17 protein-coding genes are annotated in these 18,469 nt (G+C 35.7%); 5 read left to right on the top strand and 12 right to left on the bottom strand.

Annotation, left to right across the window (positions count from 1 at the left end; translation table 11 throughout):
* Positions 1 to 26: 26 nt before the first annotated feature.
* Entirely contained in the window at positions 27 to 1,730 is a 1,704-nt protein-coding gene (locus KBP46_RS12055; RefSeq protein WP_216443358.1) for a glycoside hydrolase family 3 protein, read from the bottom strand.
* A 116-nt stretch (positions 1,731 to 1,846) separates the two neighbouring features.
* Here KBP46_RS12055 and KBP46_RS12050 point away from each other — a divergent pair, with 116 nt between their 5' ends.
* Positions 1,847 to 2,395, top strand: coding sequence for a hypothetical protein (locus tag KBP46_RS12050; protein ID WP_120233639.1), 549 nt, complete (start codon positions 1,847 to 1,849; stop codon positions 2,393 to 2,395).
* 238 nt (positions 2,396 to 2,633) lie between these two features.
* Here KBP46_RS12050 and ribA read toward each other — a convergent pair whose 3' ends face one another.
* The 8 genes from ribA to KBP46_RS12010 all read right to left on the bottom strand — a co-directional run bounded on the left by ribA (position 2,634) and on the right by KBP46_RS12010 (position 9,689).
* Complete coding sequence (gene ribA / locus KBP46_RS12045) at positions 2,634 to 3,230, bottom strand: GTP cyclohydrolase II (RefSeq protein WP_062672273.1); 597 nt, start codon at positions 3,228 to 3,230, stop codon at positions 2,634 to 2,636.
* Between the two features lie 18 nt (positions 3,231 to 3,248).
* Positions 3,249 to 3,707 carry a hypothetical protein gene (locus KBP46_RS12040; RefSeq protein WP_079240316.1) on the bottom strand — a complete coding sequence of 153 codons (459 nt, stop codon included), beginning with the start codon at positions 3,705 to 3,707 and terminating at the stop codon, positions 3,249 to 3,251.
* Positions 3,704 to 4,318 carry a DUF4254 domain-containing protein gene (locus tag KBP46_RS12035; RefSeq protein ID WP_062672269.1) on the bottom strand — a complete coding sequence of 205 codons (615 nt, stop codon included), beginning with the start codon at positions 4,316 to 4,318 and terminating at the stop codon, positions 3,704 to 3,706. Before KBP46_RS12035 ends, KBP46_RS12040 begins: the two co-directional genes overlap by 4 nt.
* Before the next feature lie 15 nt (positions 4,319 to 4,333).
* A complete protein-coding gene (locus tag KBP46_RS12030; protein ID WP_216443357.1) occupies positions 4,334 to 4,552 on the bottom strand; it encodes a twin-arginine translocase TatA/TatE family subunit in 219 nt (72 codons plus the stop codon).
* A 31-nt stretch (positions 4,553 to 4,583) separates the two neighbouring features.
* Positions 4,584 to 6,146 carry a peptidoglycan DD-metalloendopeptidase family protein gene (locus tag KBP46_RS12025; protein WP_120233638.1) on the bottom strand — a complete coding sequence of 521 codons (1,563 nt, stop codon included), beginning with the start codon at positions 6,144 to 6,146 and terminating at the stop codon, positions 4,584 to 4,586.
* Positions 6,143 to 6,988, bottom strand: a complete 846-nt coding sequence (locus tag KBP46_RS12020) for a DUF4292 domain-containing protein (protein ID WP_062672264.1) — start codon at positions 6,986 to 6,988, stop codon at positions 6,143 to 6,145. Before KBP46_RS12020 ends, KBP46_RS12025 begins: the two co-directional genes overlap by 4 nt.
* Before the next feature lie 103 nt (positions 6,989 to 7,091).
* Entirely contained in the window at positions 7,092 to 8,108 is a 1,017-nt protein-coding gene (locus KBP46_RS12015) for a sugar phosphate nucleotidyltransferase (RefSeq protein WP_062672261.1), read from the bottom strand.
* Between the two features lie 153 nt (positions 8,109 to 8,261).
* Positions 8,262 to 9,689 (bottom strand): oligosaccharide flippase family protein, encoded by a 1,428-nt coding sequence (locus KBP46_RS12010; protein WP_062672259.1) that lies wholly within the window; start codon positions 9,687 to 9,689, stop codon positions 8,262 to 8,264.
* A 101-nt stretch (positions 9,690 to 9,790) separates the two neighbouring features.
* Between KBP46_RS12010 and KBP46_RS12005 the strand changes: the two genes are divergently transcribed.
* Both KBP46_RS12005 and KBP46_RS12000 read left to right on the top strand, forming a co-directional pair.
* Positions 9,791 to 11,128, top strand: a complete 1,338-nt coding sequence (locus KBP46_RS12005) for a dihydroorotase (protein ID WP_216443356.1) — start codon at positions 9,791 to 9,793, stop codon at positions 11,126 to 11,128.
* Positions 11,129 to 11,304: 176 nt separating this feature from the next.
* Positions 11,305 to 12,366, top strand: coding sequence for a hypothetical protein (locus KBP46_RS12000; protein ID WP_216443355.1), 1,062 nt, complete (start codon positions 11,305 to 11,307; stop codon positions 12,364 to 12,366).
* 146 nt (positions 12,367 to 12,512) lie between these two features.
* On the opposite strand, the gene KBP46_RS11995 is transcribed toward KBP46_RS12000, so the two are convergent.
* The 3 genes from KBP46_RS11995 to KBP46_RS11985 all read right to left on the bottom strand — a co-directional run bounded on the left by KBP46_RS11995 (position 12,513) and on the right by KBP46_RS11985 (position 16,837).
* Positions 12,513 to 14,810 (bottom strand): GH92 family glycosyl hydrolase, encoded by a 2,298-nt coding sequence (locus tag KBP46_RS11995; RefSeq protein WP_216443354.1) that lies wholly within the window; start codon positions 14,808 to 14,810, stop codon positions 12,513 to 12,515.
* Between the two features lie 77 nt (positions 14,811 to 14,887).
* Entirely contained in the window at positions 14,888 to 15,571 is a 684-nt protein-coding gene (locus tag KBP46_RS11990) for a response regulator transcription factor (RefSeq protein WP_216443353.1), read from the bottom strand.
* A gap of 12 nt (positions 15,572 to 15,583) precedes the next feature.
* Positions 15,584 to 16,837, bottom strand: coding sequence for a sensor histidine kinase KdpD (locus KBP46_RS11985; protein ID WP_216443352.1), 1,254 nt, complete (start codon positions 16,835 to 16,837; stop codon positions 15,584 to 15,586).
* Positions 16,838 to 16,996: 159 nt separating this feature from the next.
* On the opposite strand from KBP46_RS11985, the gene KBP46_RS11980 reads away from it, so the two are divergent.
* Complete coding sequence (locus KBP46_RS11980) at positions 16,997 to 17,407, top strand: DUF1573 domain-containing protein (protein ID WP_062672251.1); 411 nt, start codon at positions 16,997 to 16,999, stop codon at positions 17,405 to 17,407.
* 176 nt (positions 17,408 to 17,583) lie between these two features.
* On the top strand, positions 17,584 to 18,465 hold the full coding sequence (locus KBP46_RS11975; protein WP_062672250.1) for an SDR family oxidoreductase: 882 nt from the start codon (positions 17,584 to 17,586) through the stop codon (positions 18,463 to 18,465).
* Positions 18,466 to 18,469 lie beyond the last annotated feature (4 nt).

The raw sequence follows: 18,469 nt of genomic DNA, 5'->3' as shown, positions 1-18,469 counted from the left end.
TAGATTATTGTTGTTTTAATTTTGTATTATTTGGTTTTTGTTGAGGTTGTCACATTAAGATCTATACCCATTCCTGGCTTCAACTGATCATTAACCAGTACGGGAAGTTTTCCCCATATTTTTGTTTTTCCATTAAGAGCATCCGCAGTTGCATTCATAGAATCATCATTGTTTTCATAAGAAACAAGAACGGTTGAAACTTTTGAGATGTCAATATCTTTTAATGCATAAGCACTTCCGAAAACATTCAATATAACATTTTGATTTTTGGTAAGATCAGAAAGTACTTTTTTAGATTCTGCTGAGATTTTATATGGCTTATAAGCTGTTGAATTATCCTTATGGAAACCTACGATAACTGTAGAACCAGCTGGAATTGTATTAATTTCTCCTGCTTTTTTAATGATAACATTGTTACCCAATCTATTGGCAAAAGTCTGATAAGGAGCTTCTTCAAGAGGAACATAATAAGTCTGTTTTCCCGTGAGAGGCAGTAATTTCTTTTCATCCTTTAGTAAAGTCAATGCATTGGAGTAAAGATTTTGTACCAATTGGATATGAGAATCATTATTTAAATCCTTATTGATATTTTCAGGGTTTTTAGGAGTATATTGTGTAAGACCGAGGAAATATTTGGTTAAAAGGATTTTTTTCACACTTTCCTCTACTCTGGATTGTGAAATTTCTCCTTTATCAATAGCTTTCTGGATCAGTTTTTTACCTTCAGAAACACCTTGTGAGAAAAGCATAATGTCATTTCCTGCTTTAAAGGCCATAGCATCCAGTTCGCCCGGTTGGTATTTATTAGCTACAGCGGCCATGTTTAAGGCATCAGTAATGATTAAACCTTTATAGCCCAGCTTTTCTTTCAATAATCCCGTAATAATATTTTTAGAAACAGAAGCAGGAATTCCTTTTCCTGATTCTAAGCTTGGAACATATAAATGAGCCACCATTACGCCGCCGATTCCTTTATTCATCAATGCTTTGAAAGGTGCCAATTCCACGGCGTCAAGCCTTTCAGTAGTGTGAGAAACTACAGGCAGATCAAGGTGGGAGTCTGTGCTGGTATCTCCATGTCCTGGGAAGTGTTTAATTGCAGCTAAGATATTATGATCCTGAAGACCGTTGGAATAGGATAGGGCAGAGCTGATTACATTATTCACTTCGGAGCCAAAGCTTCTGTTCCCTATAATCGGATTATTAGGATTGGTATTGACATCTACCACAGGTGCAAAATCCCAGTTGATACCCATTCTGTGGCAATCTTCTGCAATTTTAGCCGCCATCTGATACACCAGATTTTTATCCTGAATAGCGCCTAATGTCATGGCCCATGGAAATTTGTGAGCGGTAGCAATTCTCTGGTAGATTCCCCATTCAGCATCCATACCAATCATCAAAGGAACTTTAGACTTTTGCTGAAATTCATTGACGAGATTGATTTCTCTTGCGGCATCATCCTGCATTAAGATCAGACCGCCTATTTTATCATTCGTAACAATATTTCTTACCTGGCTGATATACTCTTCCCCTCTGTTGGTATACAATGCCACAATAAAAAGCTGTCCTAGTTTTTCATCCTGAGAAAGATTTTTATATGTTTTATCAACCCATTGCTGTGCTTTTTTTACATCTTCCTTGGAAGCATTTTTTGGCTGATACTGAGCTTTCACTTTAGGGCTTATCAATGCGGCAATAAAGAGTGAAGTATACAATAATTTCTTCATAACTTTTTTGAATAAGAACAAAAATACAATTAAAAAAGTGAGGAAAACAAAGTTTTTGAGATTTTTGGTATATGATTTGAATACGCAATATAAATAATAACTAAACTTTACTAAAAATGAAAAAAATACTTCTTTTCTTATTCCTAGGAGCTGTAGGTTTTACTGCGTATAGCTGTGATAATAGTGATGATACTGTAGTACAAGGAACAGATTATGATACCATAAACCAATCATTTGATATATCTCCTACTTTTACAAGAGTTAACGATAATCTTTACAGATGGAGTGATGATTTTAATAAGCCATTAATACAATCCGATATGGTACTTATCTATATGCAGATTGGAATGGATGGAGATTCTCCTGTATGGAAACTTTTACCATATACTTATTATGTAGGGAATGCCAATAATGACGCTGTAGATTATATTTATGAATTCAGTAAGTATGCTGCTACTATAAATATTAATTCTAGCAATACGTTTAGCTTAACAGCTAATCCATCATACTATCAGAATAAAAAATTCAGAGTTCTTATTCTTCCTGCAAACGGAACAGGAACTGGTGGTGCAAAAATGGCTAAAGGTACTGCTGTAGATTATAATGATTATAAGAGTGTAATCAAATATTATAATATCGACGAGTCTAAAATTAAGACTAAATAATTTAGAAATATCTTTTCAGTTTTTTATAATTAAAAAAGTCCCGGAAGAATATCTTCCGGGGCTTTTGATTTATTATTATAGGTAAGGAAGATATTGACTAATTAAGCTTTTAATATAAGTTTTTTTTTTACTTAATATAATCTTTCCGCCAGATATTCAGAAGGTAATTTTGGGCTTGTATGAGCCGGAAAAGGTTAATAAAAAGCCTCAGAAATTTCCGAGGCTTTTATTATTTTATCTAATTATCATTGTCATCCAGAAGATGTCCAAAGAAATCTTTTTTTGTCTGCAGGTATCCTTTGCTTATTTCATTGGCAGGAATCTGTAGCGGTACTCTTGAATTAAGGTGAATATTGCTGTCTACCACATACTTTACCTTTTCAGGATTATTGGTCAGAAGATTGATATCTTTTACATCCAATAGATTCAGAATTTCAATGGCTACACCAAAGTTTCTGTCATCTGCAGGAAGTCCCAACTCCAGATTGGCCTGTACGGTGTCCAATCCTTTTTCCTGTAGTGAGTAAGCCTTAAGCTTGTTGATGATCCCGATGTTTCTTCCTTCCTGACGAAGGTAAACGATAATTCCACCGTTTTCATGGATATATTTCATTGCAGCATCCAATTGTTGGCCGCATTCACATTTTTTTGAATGGAAAACTTCTCCGGTAATACATTCTGAGTGGAAACGAACATTGACCGGTTTTGAAAAATCTGTATTTTCAGCAACAATGGCCATATGAGGCATCCAGTCGTTTTCGTTTTCGGAGAAAGCTATCATTCGGAAAGTGCCGTGCTCTGTGGGAACATTGGCTTCCGCCTGAATTTTAATCATTGATAGTTCAATTAGTTTTTAACTTCCTGGCAAAGTATCTTCAATAACAGAAATGTTGGTTTTTAAACGAACCAGATATCTGTTAAGCACTTCATCGTCGTCTCTGTCAAGATTTTGCCTTAGCTTTTGAATTTTTTTGTATGACTTTTCGAAGCTTTTAAGGGCCCTGCTCTTTCCTGCAGAATTGCTGGCATCAATAGCGTATAAATAATTCTGAAGACTATATTTCAAGCTGGTAATCTCATCATTTAATCCGTTGTTTTTAAACTTGGGAAAAGTAGAGATCATGTTTGAAATTTCAGAAGCATTGACATTCTGTTTGATATTGATATTAAAATTCTTCTTTGAGCTTCTGTCTGAATCAGACCCTTTAGCATCACTATAAAAATTATTTGACAACGGAGAAAGATTAAGCTTTTCCGTTGCGCAGGAAGATGTTAATATGATAAGTACTCCAAAGAAAAATAGTCGTTTCATTTTTGTTGCCCTTTTTGATAAAGGATTGGGTTAAGACTTTCATCGTTGTACATTTTCATTTGTTTGTACACTTTCATCTTAACGTCACCGTTTTCAATATCAGTAAGCAACTGATCTATAGAAGTTGATAGGTCTTCTTTCTGAGTAAGCAGAACGTCCAGTTTAGCCTGGCAGTTATTTCTGTGTTCCTCAGAAGCGGATTCTCTATTAGCTTCTAACGACATATGATAAACCTTTAATGCAAGAATTGATAGTCTGTCTACTGCCCAAGCGGGAGTTTCCGTATTTATTTTTGCTTCAGGTTTAGGAGTTATATTTTCAAACTTATTAAGAAACCAGCCGTCAATATATTCTACCAGATCAGTTCTTTTCTGATTGGAGGCGTCTATTGTTCTCTTCAGTTGAAGAGCTTCTGCCGGATCAATATTTTCATCTCTAATTATATCTTCCAAATGCCATTGAACGGTATCAATCCAGTTCTTTGCATACAAAATCCGTTCCAAACTATCTTTTTCGAACGGGTTATTAATTAGAGTGTTAACGTCATCAGACACGTGATAGTCTTCAATAGCTTGATTGAAGACTTTCCATGCAGTCTCAGTAAATTTCATTAATTCTAAGGAATTTTAGTTGCTTGAAGAATTATTATTGTTGTTGTTTGAAGAAGATTTATTTTCAGCACCTGGCTTGTCTTCTTCTTTCACTGCATCTTTAAATTCCTTGATCCCAGAACCTACTCCTCTCATTAATTCCGGGATTTTCTTTCCTCCAAAAAGTAATACCAAAAGTATTGCTACGATAAGGATGTGCTGCCAAGATAAGGCAATTATTGTTAGTGTATTCATCTCTTAAAATTTTTGCAAAGTTACACTTTTTTTAATATGAAATCCAACCTAATGGATCAACTGGTGTACTTCCGTTCCATACTTGGAAATCAAGGGTATAAGCACCATCAAAATCCTGAGCTATTGTACCTACCGGAGTTCCTGAGGAAACCTGCTGTCCTTTGGAAACACTTACATTTCCTAAGTTGGAATAAATGGTAAAATAACTGCCGTGTTTAATGATTACAGTCTTTGTTCCGTCATTATTGGCAAGAACCGAAGATACCGATCCCGGGAACACTGATTTTGCACGTGTACCTGAGGGAACGGAAATTTTAATCCCGTTATTTTCTTCAGTAATATTTTTGAAAACCGGGTGTGGCTGTCTTCCGAAACGGTGGGTAATTTGTCCGGCTCTGTCTGCAGGATAACCAAGTCTTCCTCTGCTATCTGCAAAACTGTTCCCAGTAGCGGTGGAAACTCCGTAGCTTGTCATAGCTTTAGTCTCAGCTGCTTTTTTCTCTTCTTCTTTTCTTTTCGTAAGAGCTGCTTCTGCTGCTCTTGCTGCGGTCAATTTATCAGCAGCTTCTTTAGCTCTTGCATTGGCTTCATCAGAGGCCTTTTTAGCAGCTACTCTTCTGGCTTCATCTCTTGCATTGGCTTCTGCCTTTGCTGCTTCTTCATTACGTTTCCTCTCTTCTTCAGCTCTTTTTGCTGCAAGTTCTGCGGCTCTCTTAGCTTCTGCTTCTGCCAGTCTTCTTTCTCTTTCAAGGGCTTCAGCTCTTGCTTTAGCTTCGGCTTCGATTCTTGCTTTTTCTCTTTCAGCAGCTAGTTTTGCTAAACGTATTTTTTCGGCTTCCGCTTTTTTCCTGGCTTCTTCTTCCGCTTTGGCAATTCTGATCTCTTCTGCAATAATAGCTCTGATCTGTCCTTCCAATGCTTTAGACTGAACTTGTTTTTGCTTCAGTTCAGCTGTTAATTTGGATTCATTTTTCTTGAATTCGGCTACTAATTGTTCTTTTTGAGCTCTTTCAGCATTGATTGTTGCCAGGTCTTTTTGTTGGTTTATCAATAGATTTTCCTTCGCTTTTACAGAGTTTTGTTTCTGAGCGATGGTTTTTTTGATGAGATTAGCGGCATCTGTAATTTCAGCTGCTTTTTTATCCTGATAGTCTGAGTATTGTTTCAGATATTGAACTCTTCGTATGGCCTCTCCTAAATTTTTAGCAGAAAGTATAAACGTTACTTTGTTCTGTACACCTTTGTTTTTATAAGCATTCACCAAAACTTCAGCATAGTTTTTTCTTAAAACAGCCAGTTCTTTATTCTGACGGTTAATTTCCAGCTGACGTAAATAGATGTCATCTTCAATAAACCTTTTTTCTTTCTGCGTGTTGTTATAAACCTTTTCTCTTAAAACCAATTTTTGGTTGACATTGGAAAGGTAGGCTACGGAAAGTTTAGATTCACTTCTGGTTTTGGCTAAATCGGTATTTATTTGTGCAATTTGTTTTTTAAGTTCGGCATTCTGCTTTTGCAGCTGTTCTTTGGTCTGCTGTCCCTGGTGCAGTCCGAACATCAAAACACCTATTAAAAAGCTAAATTTTTTAATCATTTAATCTCAATTTTCTTATAACTGGATGGTACAGAATAAGGTGTTTCCATCCTCGAAAAGTCAAATTTCGTATTTTCCATTAAAATCTGACTAGATTTTGAGCCTTTTATAATTATTTTAACATTTTTCGGAAGACGGACGCCTTCGTATTCATTCCAGTCGCTGTAAGAAATATCGAGCTCGTCCGAAGACAGAATATCTTTTAAATTGACATTCAATAAATCATAATTGGTATCGTACTGAAGGGCTATTTTATATTCTCTGTTTTTTTCATCCGTCACAATTTTCTGATTGACGTTAGAAACCATTTTGAATCCTTGTGCATTTTGGGTCAGCGTAAACTGTTTGTCATTTATTTTTACAAAAGTTCTTCCCATTAAGATCTTTTCCAGAGATTTATAATCAATGAAGTTAACATTCAGCAGATTATTAAGATAATCAAAATCAGAATCTATAAAGGTTTTATTGATCTTGTCCTGTCCTTTTATCCCTTCCGGAGTTGCAATACCTCTGGCTGCATTAATGAACAAGGCTCTGAGATTCATCCATACCTTTTTATCATTTTCAATATAGATGGTTGCATCCAGGGTAGGGACATAGCTTCCTGTTTCTACCTTTATTTTACTGTCTATTTTGATCTGCTCGAATTTTGGTGGAATTAATACATGTTCATAGAAAGTAAATTTGTCGCTTACCGGTTCATTTACGTCTTTTGGATCTCCATTATCTTTTGTAGTATTGATGCTGTCCCGTGTATGATCAGTATCGCTTTGAGCAGCATTACGGGTCTTACAGGATGATAAGGTAAGAAGGAATAAAAGAAAAGGGATCCAATTTTTCATGTATTTATCTTTAATTAAAAATACGTTGCAATATTAACGCCAAACCACACAAAATGTTTTGTGTGGCTTGATGATGTGTTGTTTAAGTTAAATATTTTTATTCTTATTTAGATAGAAAATCTAAAACAGAATAGTCACCTAAAGAAATTTCTCTGGAAACCCCGAAATATTGTGCAGAATTACCGATCATAGAATTGGATAGATTTCCATGGTTGATTCTTGTATTTTCCTGGATCAGGGAATTTTCAATATTTGAATTGACAATGATGGTATTGTTTCCTAATGAAACACCAGGTCCTACTTTTGAATTGGATATTTTTACATTTTCTCCAATAAAGCATGGTTGAATGATCAGGGAGTTTTCAATCACAGCAGAAGCAGGAAAATGAGTCATTTCCTCTCTTTCATATTCAAGAATTTTGCTGTTGGTTTCTACGGTAGCATTTTTGTTACCACAATCCATCCAGTCATTCACTTTTCCAAGGGTAAACTTAGCGCCTTTAGCTCTAAGGTTTTCAAGAGCAGTTGTCAATTGATATTCACCACCATTTTTAATATCATTATCCATGATATAATTGATTTCTTCCATTAGCTTTTCAGCGCTGTTGAAATAATAAATACCAATGATAGCAAGATCAGAAACGTAAGTCTTAGGTTTTTCTACAAAGTCGGTAATAAAGCCGTAGTTATCCAATTTTACTACTCCGAAAGCAGATGGGTCTTCAACACTTTTCACCCAGATTACACCATCAGAATTTTTATCCAGTTGGAAGTCTGCACGGAAAAGAGTATCTGCAAAAGCAATAACGATATCTCCCTGCATAGACTGCTCAGCACACTTGATCGCATGAGCTGTACCAAGAGGATCGTTCTGATAATAAATACTTCCCTTTGCTCCCAGCTTTTCAGCAATCTGAATAAGGGATCTTTCGATCTCAGGACCAAAATCTCCGATGATAAAAGCTACCTCTTCAATATTTTCTCCTGCAACTTTAGCAATATCTTCTACCAATCTCTGTACAATAGGTTTTCCAGCAATAGGTATAAGAGGTTTTGGAACTGTCAGTGTATGTGGACGTAATCTGGAACCACGTCCAGCCATAGGGACAATAATTTTCATAAATTATATGTATAAAAGATGTTTTATTAGTTGTTTTTAATATTTAGGTTAAAGATAATAATTAAAACCTTTAACGAAGTATGATTTATATCTTTTTAAATAATTGTTTAAATTAACAATAGGTTGGTGTACAAGCAAAATAAAGACCAAAGTTTAATTCTTTCTGATTCTCGATAAAATCAGGTTTTTCTCAGAATAAATCAAAATTCCGGTAAAGATGAAAAAGAGGAGATTACTCGCTAGAATATTATAGTTGAGATATTTTACAATGATGAAACTAAAAACCCCAAGCAGTATCATAAAGAAAGACATTTTCTTCATTCTGTAAGGAATAGGATAATATTTTTGACCTAAAAGGTAAGAAACAATCATCATAATTATATAAGCTCCAAAAGTAGCCCATGCGGAACCCATCATGCTGTGATAGTAATTTAAAGCAAGAAGATTAAGTCCTATATTGATCCCTGCCCCAAGCCATGAAATAACAGTTCCCATACTGGTTCTGTCCGTTACTTTATACCAGGTTGAAAAGTTATAATAGATTCCGAAGCAAAGGTTGGCAATGACGATAATCGGAATGATATCTATCGCGATCCAATAGGATTTATTAGGAATAAAAACGGCTTTCAGCCAGGATATATTGGCAATGATCCCTAAAGCAACGGCACATGCAAAAAAGGCAAAGTATTCTGCTACGTTGGCATAAGTCTTTTTAGCATCACCTTTATCCATCTGTTTAAAAAAGAATGGCTCAATACCCATTCTGTATGCGGTAACAAATAATGTCATCAGTACAGCAAGTTTATAGCATCCTCCATAAGCGCCTGCTTCTTCGTCTGAAATATGATTTCTCTGTATGGATTTATCAAAATTTTCATTTACCATAAAAGCAAGGCCTGCCAGCATCAGTGGGAAGGAGTATTTGATCATACGCCCGAACAATGAAGTGACAAACTGAAATCTTACCTTTAATATAATGGGAAGTAATAATAAAAAGCCTAAGGCACTTCCAGCCAGATTACTGAAGAACGGATAATCTACATTTTGATCCAGCCCCATACTTCTTGATATGTTTTCCGGAATCCAGAAGAATAATGCGGCTGTAAAAACAGCCTGAAATATAGCCTGAACAACTCTTACTGCAGAATATTTGATTGGTTTATTGTGGAAACGAAGCCATGCAAAAGGGATCACCAATAAATTGTCAAAAAAGGCAATCATAGCAAACCATCTGATGTATTCAGGGTTATTGTGGTATCCCGCATAATCTGCAATAGGTTGATTGAACAAATAACATAATGCAAGAAAAAGAGTGGATGTGGAAAATAAAAACCAGAATGAAGTATTGAAGGTTTTTTTCTCGTTATCTTCTTCGGCTGAAAATCTGAAATACGCTGTTTCAAAACCAAAAGATAGGATAATATTAACAAATGAAATCCACGCATAAAGTTGAGTGAAAATCGCAAAACCTTCATTGGGAATCTTATAAATCAAAAGTGGATTAAGGATAAATAGAATGATTCTTGGCGCTATTGCTCCTACTCCGTAGATGATGGTCTGTCCTAATAGTTTCTTGTACAAAGCCGAATTTTTTTTGCAAATGTAAAACTTTAAGCATTCGTTTTGCGATTTTGGGGTGAATTAAAACTTAAAATCTTAATTTTACAGCGAAATAAATTGAAATGAAAGTTCTTATAAAAAACGTAAATATCGTTAACGAAGGAAAAGTCTTTGAAAGTGATATCCTGATAGAAAATGATTTGATTTCTAAAATAGCTGCCGGCATTTCTGAAGATGCAGATCAGATTATTGATGGCTCAGGAAAGTATCTTCTTCCCGGAGTAATAGATGATCAGGTGCATTTCCGTGAGCCGGGACTTACTCATAAAGGAGACATTGAAAGCGAATCAAGGTCTGCCATAGCTGGAGGAATAACGAGTTTTATCGATCAGCCAAATACTGTTCCCAATGCAGTAACCCAGGAATTATTAGCAGACAAATATGAGATTGCTTCCCAAAAAGCATATGCCAACTATGGTTTTATGATGGGAGGAACGAATGATAATCTGGAGGAAGTTTTGAAAACAAACCCTAGGAATGTTCCGGGAATCAAGTTATTTTTAGGATCATCTACAGGAAATATGCTGGTTGATAATCCTGAAACGCTGGAAAACATTTTCAGTAATACCAAAATGCTGATTGCTGTGCACTGTGAAGATGAAGCTACCATCAGAGCCAATACTCAGAAATATATGGATGAATATGGAGATGATATTCCTGTAAAATTCCACCACCTGATCAGAAGTGAAGAAGCATGTTATAAATCTTCATCCAAGGCGATAGAGCTTGCGAAAAAAACAGGGGCGAGACTTCACGTTTTCCACCTTTCAACAGCAAAGGAAATGGAACTTTTCCGAAATGATATTCCTCTAAAAGACAAAAAAATCACTGCTGAGGTATGTGTTCATCATCTTACATTTACCAATGAGGATTACGAAACAAGAGGTGGTCTTATCAAATGGAACCCTGCTGTAAAAACCCAGAAAGATAAAGATGCCCTTTGGGAAGCTTTGCTGGATGACAGAATTGATGTGATTGCTACAGATCACGCTCCGCATACGGCAGAAGAGAAGAATAATGTATATACAAAATGTCCGTCTGGTGCACCTTTGGTACAGCATTCATTGATTGTAATGCTTGAAAACTATAAAAACGGTAAAATATCTCTTGAGAAAATTGTTGAAAAGATGGCTCATAATCCGGCAATCCTTTTCAAAGTTGAAAAAAGAGGTTTTGTAAGGGAAGGGTATAAAGCGGATCTTGTTTTAGTAGATTTAAATCAGGATTGGACGGTTTCCAAAGACAATCTACTCTACAAGTGTGGCTGGAGCCCACTGGAAGGGATGAATTTTCACTCTAAGGTTATCCATACTTTTGTCAATGGTCATTTGGTGTATAACAATGGTACAATTGCAGAAGAGAAATTTGGAGAGAGATTACTTTTTGAACCTAGAGATTAATCTGAGATTATTATAATTCAATAGGAGCGGGCTTTAGCCCGCTCTTTTTATTTTGAAAACTTCCATTGGCTTTTAGCCAAAACTTATATTAATTGGGAAAAGAAAAGGAAAAATATTGGAGGCATACTTTTCATGAAGTTTTATTTAATTAGTTTTGTGCGAAAAAATAATAATCAATGTATAAGTTCTTTTTAATCTTATTTCTCTCAGTTTCTTTACAGCTTACCTCACAAATAAATACTCAATTACTTGCAAATTCTTCATGGACGAGGGTAAAATTTAGTATGCTGGATGGCAGCAGAGACTTATCTCAAAGGCCATCACAAGTTTTAGTATGGAAAATAAAAGGAAATAACCTTTGTTTATTTACAGATGCGTTGATTTTAGATAAAGGGAGTTGTATGGACTTCAAATTAGAAAAGGAATTAATGAAAACATCAGATCTTGCGGGGTATCAAATTGAAAAATTAACTGCAGATTCCTTAGTTGTGATACAAAGAATTGTCGGGATAGATTCTCCAGATAAAATAAAAAAGACGTGGTTTATAAAGAGTTCAATTGTACTTAATAATTTTGTGAAAGAGAAAAAGAATGATTCTATTATAATTGCTTCTAAAAATTTTACACCCTCATTAAAAAGAAATATTATTTCTGAAATATTAGAGAATTATTCACAAAAAGATTTTTTTTACAATTTTAGTTCAAAAGGTAATATTTTAATTTTCCCTAAAAAACAAAAGGTTGAAGTAGAAACTGAATATAAAGACGAGACTAAAGCTAATCAAAAAGGGATTGCTTTTTTCAAAACAACTATTGAGAAAAATTATCACCTTTGGGATTTAACAGGCTTTGAGAGTTTTGAAAAAATTATTATTCCTTATGAAATGAGCATTAAGAATGGAAATAGAAGTGGATTAAGCACAATGGGTATCAGATTTTATGGTTTTTCAAATGATGCTAAAGAATTTCCTGTTTTTACTAAAAATAAGTTTGCTTCTACAGATAATTTCAATAAAGGAATGGATGCCCTCAACAAACAAAAGTTTGATAATGCAATTTACTTCTTTAATGAAGCTTATGACAATGACAATACTAATACCGATGCACTATATAATATAGTTTCTATTTCTCTAGCCCAGAATAAATCAGATATTGCATGTACTGCATTGAAAAAATTAAACGATCTGGAACAAACAGAAGGAGCCAAATTGTATAAAGAAAAATGTGCTGAAAAATAATAATCAATAGGAGCGGGCTTTAGCCCGCTCTTTTTATTTTAGATCTCCCACATTGGCTTCAGCCAAAACCTATTCTTAATTCTCATAGATGTAGGAGATTACGCAGATTTTTAAACCCGCTCATCCGCTCAATCTTCGAGAATATCTTACTTTTTCGCTTTATTCCCCATGTAAAAAGTAAGTTTCCCTCCATTCATAATCTCAGAATGTTTTAATGTAAAGTTTTTAATCTCTTTTCCATTCAAAAGAACTTTCTGAACATACACATTTTCTGGACTTTGGTTGATTGCTTCAATTTCAAAGGTTTTTCCATTTTCCAGATTCAGTACAGCGTGATCAATCGCCGGGCTTCCGATAGAATAGTTCTCTGATCCAGGAGCTACAGGATAAAAACCTAATGAACTTAAAATATACCATGCACTCATTTGCCCGGCATCATCATTTCCGCCCAGCCCGTCTGGTGTTGCTTTGTATTGCATTTCCAGAATACGGCGGATTTGTGCCTGTGCTTTCCATGGCTGTCCGGCCCAGTTATAAAAATAGGCAACATGGTGAGCAGGTTCGTTTCCGTGAACATATCCACCGATAATTCCTTCCCTTGTAATATCTTCAGTGTCTGCAAAGAATTCATCAGGTAAATGCATGGAGAACAACTCATCAAGTTTTGATGCAAATTTCTTCTTTCCACCCATCATCGTAATCAGTTCATCAGGATTTTGCGGGACAAAGAAACTGTAGTTCCACGAGTTACCTTCAATAAAACCTTGCCCATGAGTACTTAGCACATCAAAATCTTTCTTAAAGCTTCCATCTGCCAGACGTGGACGCATAAACCCGATGGTTTTGTCAAAATTATTTTTCCAGTTTTCAGATCGTTTGATAAACTGATTATAAATTTCTGTTTTGTTTAAATACTTTGCCAGTTGAGCAATCGCCCAGTCGTCATAGGCATATTCTAATGTATTGGAAACTGAAGTTCCGTTCTTTTCAGCAGGAATATATCCAAGATCAATGTATTGTCCGATGCCTTCATAATTTCTTTTATTAGCAGTTTCTATGCAAGCTTTCAATGCTTCTTCAGGATCACCTTTATAATTTCCTTTAATAATGGCATCAGCTACTACACTTACACTGTGGTATCCGCTCATACACCAGTTGTCGTTTGCATAATGTGACCAGATGGGCAGCATTTTCATTGAAAACTGACTATAATGAGCCATCATAGATTTTACCATGTCACCATTCCGTTTAGGCTGGATGATATTAAAGAATGGATGTAGTGTGCGGTAGGTATCCCACAGAGAGAAGGTTGTATAATTGGTAAAGCCATCTGCTTTATGAACATTCTGATCCAGCCCTTTATATTCTCCATTGACGTCCATATAAGTGGTAGGATTAATGAAGGTATGATACATTGCTGTATAGAAGTTGTTTTTTTCCGTATCAGAACCTTTGATGACAATTTTATTTAATTCCTTATTCCAATTGTCCTGGGCTTGAGTTTTAGCCTGATCGAAGGTTATATTTCCGGCTTCTTTTTCGAGGTTTTCCAAAGCATTGATCTGGCTTACAGGAGAAATGGCCAGTTTTACTTCAATCGCTTCATTTTCATTGGTATCAAAATCAAAATACATTTTCAGGTTCTTTCCTGCAATCTCCGGGAAATTCTGATTTTGGTCGAATTTTCTCCAGAATCCTTTGTAAACCTGCTTTTCATCATAGTTTTGCTGACCGTAAGCTTTAAAAGGTTTTGAAAACTTCATGGCGAAATAAACGGTTCTGGTCCTTGCCCAGCCATTGGTCTGCCGATAACCTGTGATGGTATTTCCGTTTTCTACCCGAACGTATGTCCATACATTTTTCCCGTCATAATTATAAATACCAGCCATCAGATCAAGAATAATATGAGCCTGGTCAGATTTCGGGAAAGTATAGCGATGAATTCCTACTCTTGGTGTGGCAGTCAGTTCTGCAAGGATATTGTGATCATCCAGTTTTACTTTATAATATCCGGCTTCTGCTGTTTCGTTCTGGTGTGAAAATCTGCTTCTGTAGCCACTTTCCGGATGGGAAGCTGTTCCCGGATTCAACTGAAGTTTTCCTATGGTAGGCATCACCAGAAAATCTCCCAGATCAGAATGTCCTGTTCCGCTGAAATGGGTAGAACTGAAACCTACAATGGTTTTATCTTCATATCGGTAGCCGGCACAGTATTTATACACCTCGCCATTATACTTTCCGTTGAGTTCATAGGAAATGGTGTCTGTTTCAGGGCTTAGCTGTACGGCACCAAAAGGAACGGTGGCTCCCGGATACGTATGTCCCATCTTTTCAGTTCCGATCAGAGGATTGACATATTGTATTAATTTTTCAAATTTTTGGGCATGAAAGGTTGCACTTAAAAATGCTAGAGAAAGAAAAACAATAGACTTGCGATTTTTCATTAATGACAATTTTTCAAAGTTTAAAATTAATTAAAATCATCATTTTCTGTTGTGTTTTTAAAGTAGTTAAGGGCTATTTATTCTTTTTCAGAAAATCGGAAACCTATTCCGTGAAGGTTTTCTATCAAAATGTTCTGTTCTGCAACCAGTACCTTCCTCAGCCGGGAAATAAAAACATCGAGGCTTCGTCCCATAAAATAATCATCATCACCCCAGATGGCCTTTAGAATTTCCTGCCTTTTAACCACCAGATTTTTATGGCGGATAAAATATAAAAGAAGATCAGACTCTCTTTGGGTAAGGGTAATATTGTTTTCCGCACCTTTCAGGGTGTAATTTTTTGGATCAAAATCATATTTGCCCACTTTATATTGTAGAGGGGAAGTATCCGATTTCTTAGTGCGTTTCAGAAAAACTTCAATTTTCAACATCAGTTCTTCAATACTGAACGGTTTTACCAGATAATCATCAGCTCCAATTTTAAGCCCTTTAATTCTATCTTCTTTTAAAGCTTTTGCAGAGATAAAAATAATCGGAACCTCAGCATTTTTACTGCGGATTCGCTGTGCCACCTCAAATCCGTTCATGCCAGGCATCATAATATCCAGAAGGCAGATATCAAAATCCTGGCTGTTAAATGCTTCCAACGCAGATTCTCCATCAGAATAACAGCTGATATCATAATAACTTTCCAAACTGTCTTCCACCAGAAAAGCTATTGTTTTGTCATCTTCGGCATATAAAATTTTAGATTTCTCCATACTTATACATGATTAATTTGAAAACGGGAAGAAGAGTGTTGTAGTAATTCCTTTGTCCTCATTATTTTCTACAGAAATTTTCCAGTGATGCTGCTGAACGACTTTTTTTACATAAAATAATCCAAGACCAAAACCATTCACTTCTTCACTTCTTTTGGTATGTACCCGATAAAATTTTTCAAAAATATGAGGAATATTTTTAGCGGGAATTCCCATTCCGTTGTCTTTAAACTTTAAATATAATCCTTTTGAATCTTTGTGAGCTGAAATTTTAATGACAGGTTTTATTTCACAATACTTAATGGAGTTATCCAACAGGTTATAAATGATGTTGGTAAAGTGAAATTCATCTGCCATTACCGAAGTACTGTTTTCAATATCGATTTCGATGCTGAGATCTTTATTTTTGTGCTGTATATTATCTGCAATCTCTTGAATAAAAGGTTGTAACAGGATTTTTTGAGGTTTTAATGATAGTCCGGCTGCATCGTTCTTCGCAATATTCAATATTTTCTCAATGTGGCTATTGAGCTTGTGGCTTTGATTGATAATAATGGAAGTATACGTCTGTAGTTTAGAGTTTTCCTGTACCATTTCCTGTTTATTAAGCGCTTCCGAAGCTAAAAGTATAGAGGATAAAGGAGTCTTAAACTCATGAGTCATATTATTGATAAAATCACGCTGCAGTTCCGAGAACTTTTTCTGCTGAATAATGGTATAGATAGAATACACATATACCAGAAGTATGATAATAAGAGCAAATGTAAGCAGATACCAGAACCGTAATGAACTGATCAGGTAAGTAGTTTTGTCCGGGAAGCGTATGGAAAAGTAATAGATCAGATTTTTATGCTTCGGAAAATTGATCACCTTGCTGCCGGGACTTTCCTGATGAGAGGTCATGTATTTTCCATAGATCATTTTATCGCTGTGGCAATTGTATAATGCATACACATAATCTGTGTTGATCTGGAAGCGGGTAAACTCTGTTTTCAGATAATATTCAAGAACTACGGGGTGAAATTCATTGTTGATATTAACCACATAATAATCGTTGGCAATATTCTGTACGGGATTTTCAGTATAGGATGTCTTTCCTCCGGAAAGTTTTTCTGCGACCTCCATTAAAGCAATATTGACTTTCTGATCGAACTTTTTATCTTCAAGATTATAAGCCTGCCGGGTCCACATCAGCTGTGCTATTAAAATTCCGATAATAGCAATGAATCCCAGCGTTATAATAATATTGAGTCTTTTTATTTTCATTTCCTGAAACAATATTATCCAAAAATAGCTATTTATCTTTTATTATTAACAACTCGTTAACAAATGTTAGATAGCGGTTAACAAGTTGTAATCACAGTCTGCTTTACATTTGCTATATCGAAAGAAAATAATCAGTTTCAAATATTAAAATTTATACTCATGAAAAAACTAAAAATTACAGCTCTTTTGGCAGTGTTGGCATTCTCTCCTTTTTATGCTAATGTACTTACTGCAGACGCTCCATCCATTGTGAAAATGGTAGCAGATGCTATTAAATGGAAATCAGAATCTATCGATGTAGGAAATATTCCTCAGGGAAAACCGAAATTGATCAGATTTGAATTTACGAATACAAGTTCAAAACCAATCATTATCCAGAATGTAGCTCCTTCTTGCGGATGTACCACTGCAGATTATACAAAAACACCTATCCAGCCAGGGAAAAAAGGATTTGTAGAAGCCAGCTATAACGCAGCAGCGGTAGGACCATTTATGAAGACTGTAAACGTTACTACTAGTGACAGCAAAACTCCTAAGACACTTTCTTTCAAAGGAGTGGTAGCTTCTTAATATATTGTTTTAACAAATGAAAAAATAGCCGGGTAATTATTATCAGGCTATTTTCTTTTTAAATAGTTGATCTATATTTAAGAATAATATAAGGAACAATTATTTGTAGCATTATTTATCAACCCATTTTAAAGGATTGCATTTCAATATTTAGTATTTTTAAGAAAAAATATTTTATGAGTCTATATACACAACCTATGCTGCGCGAAGGTGCACTAAAAGATAAAGTAGCGATTGTAACAGGAGGCGGAAGCGGCCTTGGAAAAGCAATGACCAAATACTTTCTTGAACTGGGTGCCAAAGTAGTGATTACTTCCAGAAACCTGGAAAAATTACAGGGAACAGCCAAGGAACTGGAAGAGGAAACAGGAGGGAAAGTGCTTTGTGTAGCTTGTGATGTAAGAAACTGGGATGAGGTGGAAGCCATGAAAGAAGCAACTCTGAAAGAATTCGGAAAGATTGATATTTTATTGAATAATGCTGCGGGAAACTTTATCTCTCCCACAGAAAAACTGACTCACTCTGCGTTTGACTCTATCCTTGATATTGTTTTAAAAGGAACAAAAAACTGTACCCTTTCAGTAGGAAAACACTGGATCGATTCTAAAACTCCGGGAACAGTACTGAATATCGTAACCACTTATGCATGGACAGGTTCTGCCTATGTAGTGCCATCAGCCTGTGCAAAAGCAGGAGTTCTGGCGATGACCAGATCACTGGCTGTAGAATGGGCAAAATATGGAATCCGTTTCAATGCCATTGCACCAGGACCTTTCCCAACCAAAGGAGCTTGGGACAGACTTCTTCCGGGAGATCTGCAGGAGAAATTTGATATGAAGAAAAAAGTTCCGTTGAGAAGAGTGGGGGAACATCAGGAGCTTGCAAACCTTGCGGCTTATCTGGTTTCCGATTATTCAGCGTATATGAATGGGGAAGTGGTAACCATTGATGGTGGAGAATGGCTTCAGGGAGCTGGAGAATTTAATATGCTTGAGGCGATTCCTCGTGAAATGTGGGATGCTTTGGAAGCCATGATTAAAGCAAAAAAGTCAAACTAAATTA

It is taken from the genome of Chryseobacterium sp. PCH239, from assembly GCF_018924625.1.
GTDB classification, from domain to species: domain Bacteria; phylum Bacteroidota; class Bacteroidia; order Flavobacteriales; family Weeksellaceae; genus Chryseobacterium; species Chryseobacterium cucumeris.
The sequence above is the reverse complement of the archived record's forward strand: the minus strand, read 5'-3'. Positions and strand labels throughout refer to the sequence as shown.